General features: G+C 72.5%; 9 protein-coding genes. 7 read left to right on the top strand and 2 right to left on the bottom strand.

Going from position 1 to position 9,473, the window contains the following annotated elements; genetic code table 11:
• From NON22_RS15335 to NON22_RS15360, 6 genes are all read left to right on the top strand, one after another.
• Positions 1-773, top strand: a 773-nt coding sequence (locus NON22_RS15335; protein ID WP_257387825.1) for an efflux RND transporter periplasmic adaptor subunit, incomplete at its 5' end; no start/stop codon positions are given.
• Complete coding sequence (locus NON22_RS15340) at positions 770-3,961, top strand: efflux RND transporter permease subunit (protein ID WP_257387826.1); 3,192 nt, start codon at positions 770-772, stop codon at positions 3,959-3,961. The genes NON22_RS15335 and NON22_RS15340, both read left to right, overlap by 4 nt.
• 2 nt (positions 3,962-3,963) lie before the next feature.
• On the top strand, positions 3,964-4,632 hold the full coding sequence (locus NON22_RS15345; RefSeq protein ID WP_257387827.1) for a c-type cytochrome: 669 nt from the start codon (positions 3,964-3,966) through the stop codon (positions 4,630-4,632).
• A gap of 48 nt (positions 4,633-4,680) precedes the next feature.
• Positions 4,681-5,208 (top strand): nuclear transport factor 2 family protein, encoded by a 528-nt coding sequence (locus tag NON22_RS15350; protein ID WP_257387828.1) that lies wholly within the window; start codon positions 4,681-4,683, stop codon positions 5,206-5,208.
• A gap of 105 nt (positions 5,209-5,313) precedes the next feature.
• Positions 5,314-5,709 (top strand): heavy metal-responsive transcriptional regulator, encoded by a 396-nt coding sequence (locus NON22_RS15355; protein ID WP_257387831.1) that lies wholly within the window; start codon positions 5,314-5,316, stop codon positions 5,707-5,709.
• Positions 5,706-8,411 (top strand): heavy metal translocating P-type ATPase, encoded by a 2,706-nt coding sequence (locus tag NON22_RS15360; RefSeq protein WP_306673844.1) that lies wholly within the window; start codon positions 5,706-5,708, stop codon positions 8,409-8,411. The genes NON22_RS15355 and NON22_RS15360 overlap by 4 nt, the downstream gene beginning before the upstream one ends.
• 37 nt (positions 8,412-8,448) lie before the next feature.
• Here the strand turns inward: NON22_RS15360 and NON22_RS15365 are convergent, their stop codons facing one another.
• Complete coding sequence (locus NON22_RS15365) at positions 8,449-8,904, bottom strand: hypothetical protein (RefSeq protein ID WP_257387829.1); 456 nt, start codon at positions 8,902-8,904, stop codon at positions 8,449-8,451.
• 141 nt (positions 8,905-9,045) lie between these two features.
• Here NON22_RS15365 and NON22_RS15370 point away from each other — a divergent pair, with 141 nt between their 5' ends.
• Positions 9,046-9,174, top strand: a complete 129-nt coding sequence (locus tag NON22_RS15370) for a hypothetical protein (RefSeq protein ID WP_257387830.1) — start codon at positions 9,046-9,048, stop codon at positions 9,172-9,174.
• A 23-nt stretch (positions 9,175-9,197) separates the two neighbouring features.
• Here the strand turns inward: NON22_RS15370 and NON22_RS15375 are convergent.
• Positions 9,198-9,473, bottom strand: a 276-nt coding sequence (locus tag NON22_RS15375; RefSeq protein WP_425507985.1) for a glycosyltransferase, incomplete at its 5' end; no start/stop codon positions are given.

Raw genomic sequence — 9,473 nt, forward strand, 5'->3', positions numbered from 1 at the left:
GCGAAGCAGCCGAGACGCGCGCCCTGGCCGCGGCCGCACGCACGCGGCTGCAGCTGCTCGGCCTGTCGCCGGCGGATTTCGCGCACGCCGGCGCCGGTCCGCTGCGCATCGTGCTGCGTGCGCCGGCCGACGGCATCGCCGCCGAGATCGCCGTGCGCGAGGGCGAGACCGTCGCGCCGGGCCAACTGCTGTTCCGGCTCGAATCGGCCACGACGATCTGGCTCGAAGCGCGCGTGCCGCCGGTGCAGGCCGCCGCGCTGGCGAGCGGCGCGGATGTTTCGGCCGAGATCGCCGGCGAGGCGTCCGCGCGCGCCGCGCGCATCGACGCGGTGCTGCCCGACGTCGATCCCGCCACGCGCACGCGGCGCGTGCGCATCGTGCTCGCGAACGCCGATGGACGTCTGGCCGCGGGCCAGTTCGCCGAGGTACGGCTGCAGGGCGGGGCGGCCGAGGACCATGTCTGGCTGGCCAGCGAAGCGCTGATCGCCGACGGCCGCGAGGCGCGCGTGATCCTGCGCGACGGCGCCGGCCGCTTCCGGCCGCAGCGCGTGCAGACCGGCCGGGTCGTCGATGCGCGCACTGAAATCCTCGCTGGCTTGAGCGGCGGCGAGGAGGTCGTCGTGTCGGGCCAGTTCCTGATCGATTCGGAAGCGAGCCTGGCCGGACTGCTGACGCGTCTGGACACGGAGGCGGAGGCCGCCGCGCCGCCGCCGCACCGGCACGACGGACACGACCGACGCGAAGGACACGACCCGCACGGAGAGCAGCGATGATCGCCGCGCTGATCCGCGCCGCCGTGCGCCATCGCGGACTCGTACTGCTCGCCGCGCTGCTGCTCGCGGCCTGGGGTGTCTGGGCGCTCGCGCGGCTGCCGCTCGACGCGCTGCCGGATCTGTCGGACACCCAGGTCATCGTGCGCAGCGAATGGCCGGGCCAGGCGCCGCGCATCGTCGAGGACCAGGTCACTTATCCGCTCGCGACGACCCTGCTGTCGGTGCCCGGCGTCAAGGCCGTGCGCGGCTTTTCGTTCTTCGGCGATTCCTACGTCTACGCACTGTTCGACGACGCGACCGATCCGTACTGGGCGCGTTCGCGCGTGCTCGAGTACCTCAGCCAGGCGCGCGACCGCCTGCCGGCCGCGGTGAATCCCTCGCTCGGGCCGGACGCGACCGGCCTGGGCTGGGTCTACCAGTACGCGCTGATCGACCGCAGCGGCCGGCACGACCTCGGCCAGCTGCGTGCGCTGCAGGACTGGTTCCTGCGCTACGAGCTCAAGAGCGTGCCCGACGTCGCCGAAGTGGCCACGGTCGGCGGCGCCGTACGCGCCTGGCAGATCGAGCCCGACGCGCAGGCGCTGGCCGCGCGCGGGCTGACCGTGAGCCGGATTGCCGACGCGCTGCGCGACGCGAACGGCGCCGGCGGCGGCTCGGCGATCGAGCAGGGCGAAGCCGACCTGATGCTGCGCAGCGAAGGCTACCTGCGCGACGTCGAGGGTTTTGCGCGCGTGCCGGTAGCGACGGCCGACGGTGTGCCGGTGCTGCTCGGCGACGTCGCGCGGATCTACCGCGGTCCGGCGCCGCGCCGCGGCATCGCCGAGCTCGACGGCGAGGGCGAAGTCGTCGGCGGCGTGGTCGTGCTGCGCAGCGGCAAGGACGCGCTCGCGGCGATCGCCGCGGTGCAGGCGCGCCTGCGCGCGCTGCAGGCCAGCCTGCCGGCCGGCGTGGAGATCGTGCCGGTCTACGACCGCAGCGGCCTGATCCGCGACGCGGTCGCCAATCTCGGCGGCAAGCTGGTCGAGGAGTTCCTCGTCGTCGCGCTGGTCTGCGCGCTGTTCCTCTGGCATCTGCGCTCGGCGCTCGTGGCCGTGGTCACCTTGCCGCTCGGCGTGCTCGCCGCGTTCGTCGTCATGCATTACCAGGGCGTCAGCGCGAACCTGCTGTCGCTCGGCGGCATCGCGATCGCGATCGGCGCGATGGTCGACGCGGCCGTCGTGCTCGCCGAGAACGCGCACCGGCATCTGCAGCACTGGCGCGAGCGCCACGGCGCGGAAGCCGGCGGCGAGACGCGCTGGCAGGTGCTCGTCGACGCGGCGGTCGAGGTCGGGCCGGCACTGTTCGTGAGCCTGCTCGTGATCACCCTGTCGTTCGTGCCGGTGTTCGCGCTCGAAGCGCAGGAAGGCCGGCTGTTCCGGCCGCTGGCCTACACCAAGACCTATGCGATGGCCGCGTCGGCGGTACTGGCCGTGACGTTGATCCCGGTGCTCATGGGCTACCTGGTCCGCGGCCGCATCCGCGCCGAGCAGGCCAATCCGCTGAATCGCGCGCTGATCGCGATCTATCGTCCGGTGCTCGATGCGACACTGCGCTTCCCGCGCACGACTCTCGTGCTGGCGGTTGCGGCGCTCGCGCTCGGCGCCTGGCCGCTCGCGCACCTCGGCAGCGAATTCATGCCGCCGCTGGAAGAGGGCAGCCTGCTGTACATGCCGACGGCGCTGCCGGGGCTGTCCGCGGCGAAAGCAGCGGAGCTGCTGCAGCTCAGCGACCGCATGATCCGCACGGTGCCGGAAGTGGACCACGTGTTCGGCAAGGCCGGCCGCGCCGACAGTGCGACCGATCCGGCGCCGATCGAGATGTTCGAGACCACGGTGACGTTCAAGCCGCGCAGCGAATGGCGCCCCGGCATGACCTGGCCGCGGCTGCGCGAGGAACTCGACGAGGCCGTGCGCGTGCCGGGCCTGACCAACCTGTGGGTGCCGCCGGTGCGCAACCGCATCGACATGCTCGCCACCGGCATCAAGAGCCCGGTCGGCATCAAGCTCACGGGCGCGGATCCGGCCGTGCTCGCCGGGCTCGCGCAGGCCGTCGCGAAGGTCGCCGGCGGCGTGTCCGGCGTGAGCTCGGCGGCGGCCGAGCGCAATGCCGACGGCCGCTATCTCGATCTGACGATCCGCCGCGACGCGGCCGCGCGCTACGGTTTCAGCCAGGCCGCGCTGCAGCAGCTGATCGCCACGGCCGTCGGCGGCGAACCGGTCGGCGAAACCATCGAAGGCCGCGAGCGCTACCCGATCGTGCTGCGCTTTCCGCGCGCGCAGCGCGACAGCGCGGCCGATCTCGGCCGCCTGCCACTGGTCTCGCCGACCGGGGAGCAGCTGACCCTCGGCAGCGTCGCCGAGCTGGCCGTCGTCGCCGGTCCGTCGATGCTCAAGAGCGACAACGGCCGGCTCGCGAGCTATGTCTACGTCGACGTGGCCGGACGCGATCTCGGCTCGGTCGTCGCCGATCTGCAGCAGGTCGTGGCCGCACAGGTGAGCTTGCCGCCGGGCTATGCGTTGGGCTGGTCGGGCCAGTACGAATACCTGCAGCGCGCCGTCGCGCGCCTGCGCTGGATCGTGCCGGCGGCGCTGCTGATCATCTTCGTGCTGATCCAGCGCGTGTTCGGCCGCGCCGAGGAGGCCGCACTGATTCTCGCGAGCCTGCCGCTGGCCCTGGTCGGCGGCCTCTGGCTGGTCTGGCTGCTTGGCTATGCGGTCTCGGTCGCGAGCATCATCGGCTTCATCGCGCTGGCCGGCGTCGCCGCCGAATTCGGCATCCTGATGCTGCTGTATCTGCGCCAGGCCTGGCAGGCACGGCTCGCCGCGGCGCCGGACGCGGACGCGCAGGCGCTCGACGAGGCCATACGCGAAGGCGCCGTGCTGCGCGTACGGCCCAAGGCCATGACGGTCGCGGTGATCCTGGCCGGCCTGCTGCCGATCCTGCTCGGCGGCGGCGCCGGCGCAGAAGTCATGCAGCGCATCGCGGCGCCGATGGTCGGCGGCATGATCACGGCGCCGCTGCTGTCGATGCTCGTGATACCGGCCGCCTATTGCCTGCTGCAGCGGCGCGCGCTGCGCCGGCGCAAGATGATTGATCCACGGGCCGTCCGCGACGGCGTGCAGCAGACTGAACTACCGCAGGGGAGCTGACCATGAAACTGTTGAAGACCTTGCTCGTGCTCGCGCTGCTGGCCGTCGCCGGCGCCGCGGCCGTGGTGACGACCGGCGCCTACGACGTGGCCGCCGACACGCCGCATTGGCCGTCCACGTACCGCCTGATCGAATTCGCGCGCACGCGCTCGATCGCCGTGCGTGCGGCCGACATCGTCGTGCCCGACCTGGACGACCCTGCGCTGCTGCGCAGCGGCGCGGGCAACTACGACGCCATGTGCGTCAGCTGCCATCTGAGCCCGGCCGACGGCGAGGACACCGAACTGAGCCTCGGCCTGTATCCGCGGCCGCCGCGCTGGGACGCGCTCGGCACGGTCGAACCGCGCGCCGCGTTCTGGACGCTCAAGCACGGCATCAAGGCGTCGGGCATGCCGGTCTGGGGCCGCAGCATGGACGACCGCTACCTCTGGGGCATGGTCGCGTTCCTGCGGCAACTGCCCGGCATGAGCGCCGAACGTTATCGCGCCGCGGTCGCCGCGAGCCCGGGCCATTCGCACGGCGGCGGCGAGACCGATGTCGGCGGCGGCGATCCGCACGCGCAACACGGCGGCGCCGAAACGCCGCGCTCCTCGTTCGAACCCGTCGACGATCCGACGGCGGCGCCGACACCCGCAAGGGAGCATGAGCACGACGAGGAAAACCACCACTGAGTCCGCGACCGAGCGTTTTCGACACTTTCCCCGACTGGAGTGAACCGCATGAAACTGCACACCGTAAGCCTGAGCCTGGTCCTCGCCCTGATCGCCGCACCGGCGTTTTCGCACGGCAAGGAGAAACACGACGTCGCGGCCGTGGTCGCCGGCCGCGACGCGGGCAAGGCCGAGCTGCAGATCGCGCCGGCGGCTGCCGATGCCGTCGCCGTCGTCGAGCGCTTTTCCGCGGCACTGTCGGCCGGCAATCCCGACAAGGCGGCGGCCGAGCTCGATCCGGCCGTGCTGATCCTCGAGAGCGGCGGCGTGGAGCGCAGCCGCGACGAATACCTGGCCGGTCATGCGAAGGCCGACGCGGACTTCCTGAAAGGCGCACAGGTCAGCCTGACGCGGCGCACGGCGCAGGCCTCGGGCGAGCTGGCCTGGATCGGCAGCGAAAGCGCGATCCACGCGAAGAAAGGCGCGGACGTCGTTGCGATCGATTCGACCGAAACCATGGTGCTGCGCAAGACCGCGCAGGGCTGGAAGATCGTGCACATCCACTGGTCGTCGCGCCGCGCCGGCGCCGGTCACTGAGGTAGGGCCGACGCGAGTTCCGGTGCCGATGCGCACCGGGGCTTGACTCTGGACCTTGGTCCAGGGTGCAGACTTGCGGCCCGAAGGAGACCGGACATGACCAGCCTGAGCATAGGCCAGCTCGCCGAGCAGGCCGGCGTCGCCATCGACACGGTGCGCTACTACGAACGCAACGACCTGCTGGCGCCGGCCGGCCGGCTGGCCTCGGGCTATCGCCGCTACGGCGCGACCGAACTGAAGCGGCTGCGCTTCATCCGCCGCGCGAAGGCGCTGGGCTTTTCGCTCGACGGCATCCGCGAACTGCTCGCGCTCAGCGACGAGCGCGACGTGGCCGAGGTCAAGCGCGCGGCGCAGCGCAAGCTCGCCGACATCGAGCAGCGCATCGCCGAGCTCGAGCGCATCCGCGGCGGCCTGCACACGTTGATCGCCGCGTGTCCGGGCCATGGCCGCGCCGAGGCCTGTCCGATCCTCAATGCCCTGACGCAGGAGGAACCCGCATGAAACCCACGAACGACACCGCGCCGTCCGGCAGCTGCTGCACGGGCGCGGCGAAACCCGCCGCGCCCGGCGCGCCGGCGCGCGATTGCGACGAAGCCGCGGCGGCGTCCTGCTGTCCCGGCCCGGCCGCGAAAAGCGGCGACACCGCCGCGCCGGCGCATCAGGCGCATCAGGCGCATCAGGCGCATCAGGCCGACGAGACATCGTCGTGCGGCGCGGGCGGGGCAGCCGCGCCGGATACGCCGCCCGCCGCGCAGCTGCAGCGCCATCACGGCGACGCGGCGCCAGGTGCCGGCACCGGCAGGAGTCCGGCGTCGTCTTGCTGTGCCGGAAGCGCTTCCGCCGGCACGCACGCGCATCATGGCGGTGGGCATCACGGCCATGGGCATCACGCTGCGCAGTCGCACGACTCGCACGGGCACGAACCTGCCGGCGGCGGCGGCCTGACCGATCCGGTCTGCGGCATGCGCGTCGGCGAGGATTCGGCGCACCAGGCCGAGCACGACGGCCGGCGCCATTACTTCTGCTCGGCCGGCTGCCGCAGCAAGTTCGTCGCCGAGCCGCGGCGCTATCTCGAACCGGCGGCGGCGCCCGCCGCGCCGGCGCCGCCGGGCACGCAGTACACCTGTCCGATGCATCCGCAGATCGTGCAGGATCGCCCGGGCACCTGTCCGCTCTGCGGCATGGCGCTGGAACCGCTGATGCCGAGCCTGGAGGAGGGCGAGAATCCCGAATTGACGGACTTCCGCCGCCGCTTCTTCCGGACGTTGCCGCTGTCGCTCGCGGTGCTCGCGCTGGCCATGCTCGGCCACCGGCTGCCGCTGCCCGCGGGCACGCGCACCTGGCTCGAACTGCTGCTGTCGGCGCCGGTCGTGCTCTGGGCCGGCGCTCCGTTCTTCCGGCGCTGGGCCCAGTCCATCGCCAATCGCAGTCCGAACATGTGGACCCTGATCGGCACCGGCGTCGGCGCGGCGTTCGGCTACAGCCTCGTCGCGACCCTCGCGCCGGACGTGTTCCCGGATTCGTTCCGCGAGCACGGCCGCGTCGGCGTCTACTTCGAGGCCGCCGCGATCATCGTTTCGCTGACCCTGCTCGGCCAGGTCCTCGAGCTCAAGGCGCGCTCGAGCACGTCGGCCGCGATCAAGGCGCTGCTCGGCCTCGCGCCGAAGACCGCGCGGCGCCTGCGCGAGGACGGCACCGAGGAAGACATACCGCTGACCCACGTCCACGTCGGCGACCGCCTGCGCGTGCGCCCCGGCGAGAAGGTGCCGGTCGACGGCGTCGTGCTCGACGGCCGTTCGCACGTCGACGAATCCATGCTGACCGGCGAACCGATGCCGGTGGAAAAGCTGGCCGGCGCGAAGGTCATCGGCGCGACGATCAACGGCAACGGCAGTCTCGTGATCCGCGCCGAGCGCATCGGCTCCGACACCGTGCTCGCGCAGATCGTGCAGCTCGTCGCCCAGGCGCAGCGCTCGCGTGCGCCGATGCAGCGCCTCGCCGACAAGGTCAGCTTCTGGTTCGTGCTCGGCGTGCTCGCCGCGGCCGCGGCGACCTTCGCCGGCTGGGGTCTGTTCGGTCCCGAGCCGTCATGGACCTACGCCGTCGTCAACGCGGTCGCCGTGCTGATCATCGCGTGTCCGTGCGCGCTCGGCCTCGCCACGCCGATGTCCATCATGGTCGCGACCGGCCGCGCGGCCCAGGCCGGCGTGCTGTTCCGCGACGCCGAGGCGATCGAGCGCCTGCGCACCGTCGACACCCTGATCGTCGACAAGACCGGCACCCTGACCGAAGGGCGCCCGGCGTTCCGCGAGGTCGTCGCGTTCGGCGGCCGCGACGAGAACGAAGTGCTGCGGCTCGCCGCGAGTCTCGACCAGGGCAGCGAGCATCCGCTGGCCGAGGCCATCGTGGCCGAGGCGCGCCGGCGCGGACTCGCGCTGGAGACTTCGGCCGACTTCGAGTCGGTGACCGGCCTAGGCGTGCAGGGCCGCGTCGGCGGCCGGCCGCTGCTGCTCGGCAACACCACGTTGATGCAGGGCCGCGGCGTCGATCCGGCCGTCGCGCAGGCACGCGCCGAGCATCTGCGCGGCGATGGTGCGAGCGTCATGTTCCTGGCCGTCGACGGCGTGCTGGCGGGTCTCGTCGCCGTGGCCGATCCGGTCAAGACCAGCACACCCGACGCGATCGCCGCGCTGCAGGCGGCCGGCGTGCGCGTGGTCATGGCCACGGGCGACGGACTGACCACGGCCGCGGCGGTCGCGCGGCGCCTCGGCATCGCCGAGTTCCACGGCGAAGTGCGCCCGCAGGACAAGGCCGCGCTGGTCACGCAGCTGCAGGCGCAGGGACGCCGCGTCGCGATGGCCGGCGACGGCATCAACGACGCGCCGGCCCTGGCCGCGGCCGACGTCGGCATCGCCATGGGCACGGGCACCGACGTGGCCATGTCGAGCGCACAGGTCACCCTGGTCAAGGGCGACCTGCGCGGCATCCTGCGCGCGCGCCAGCTGTCGCAGGCGACGGTGCGCAACATGCGCCAGAACCTGCTGTTCGCGTTCGCCTACAACGCGCTCGGCGTGCCGGTCGCAGCCGGCCTGCTGTATCCGGCATTCGGTCTGCTGCTGAGTCCCATGCTCGCGGCGCTCGCGATGAGCCTGTCCTCGGTGTCGGTCGTCGGCAACGCGCTGCGCCTGCGCGGCGCCGACTGATGGGCTGCGCGGACCGCGGCGCCGGCCTCGTCGACGGCTACTGGCGTACCCACTTGCCGTCGCCAGCGTCCCATTTGACGCCGATGCGCTCGCCCTGCTCGGACGGATCGCCGCCATCGGCGGAAATGCTCACGCGGATGATCAGGCTGCACTCGTACCAGCCCGTCGGCGCATGCGGCATGGGCTTGCACGGTCCGTCCTTGCGGACGTCGTGCAAGGTCGGATGCAGGGTGATCGAGTTGCCGGTCGCCGTGGAGGTCACCGGCAGGCCGCCGGCGGCCTCGAGCTCGTCGTAGCGCTCGAACTCGAGCTTGCGCAGTACCGCTTCGGACGGCTCCTCGTCCGGCACGGGTACGCCGGCCGGCGGGGGCTCCGGCGTCGGCGCGGCCGATGCGGCGGCATCGGCGGACGGCGACTGCCGGGAACAGCCGGCGAGTACGAGCAGCAGGACGGCGGCAGCGACGCGCAGGCGTCGGTCGGCGATGGCGTGCATGGATTTCCCCTGGATGCGCAGCGGCGTCGGCCGGACGTCCGACACGATCGGGGAAACTGCGCCGCCGAATTCTAGGTGCGTACAGACGTCCGGACAAACCTGCCGGCGTTCGCAACTGACCGGAAAAGTCCGGTTTGCCGGTTGCCGCGCCGTCTCAGGCGAGGCCGCCTGCTGATCCTGTCGGTGCTCGCGCGCCGCGAAGCGCGGCTCGGCCTCGTGCTCGGCCATGCCACGACCTGCGCACTGAGCGCCGGCGCGGCGACCAGCTGAGCGCCGTTGCGAGCGTCCTGCACTCAGTACGGCTGCGCGGACGTGCCGCGCCAGGATTCCGCGGGCATCGGCGCCGGCGCGGACAGCGCCGCGTCGGCCGGAAAGTCCGGCAGCAGTTCGCGGTAGACGTCCAGGGTGCGCGCGTTGACGCGCTCGACGTCGTAGTCGGCGCGCACGCGCGCGAGCGCCGCGTCGCCGAGGCGCCGCAGCAGCGCGCGGTCGTCGTCGAGGCGCGCGATCGCATGGGCCAGCGCGGCCGCGTCGCGCACCGGCACGAGCAGGCCGTCCACGCTGTCGCG

Source organism: Tahibacter caeni, assembly GCF_024609805.1.
GTDB classification, from domain to species: Bacteria; Pseudomonadota; Gammaproteobacteria; order Xanthomonadales; family Rhodanobacteraceae; genus Tahibacter; species Tahibacter caeni.

Coding starts and splice junctions, on each gene's coding strand:
- NON22_RS15340 (WP_257387826.1), top strand. CDS start 770: ATGATCGCCGCGCTGATCCGCGCCGCCGTGCGCCATCGCGGACTCGTA.
- NON22_RS15345 (WP_257387827.1), top strand. CDS start 3,964: ATGAAACTGTTGAAGACCTTGCTCGTGCTCGCGCTGCTGGCCGTCGCC.
- NON22_RS15350 (WP_257387828.1), top strand. CDS start 4,681: ATGAAACTGCACACCGTAAGCCTGAGCCTGGTCCTCGCCCTGATCGCC.
- NON22_RS15360 (WP_306673844.1), top strand. CDS start 5,706: ATGAAACCCACGAACGACACCGCGCCGTCCGGCAGCTGCTGCACGGGC.
- NON22_RS15365 (WP_257387829.1), bottom strand. CDS start 8,904: ATGCACGCCATCGCCGACCGACGCCTGCGCGTCGCTGCCGCCGTCCTG.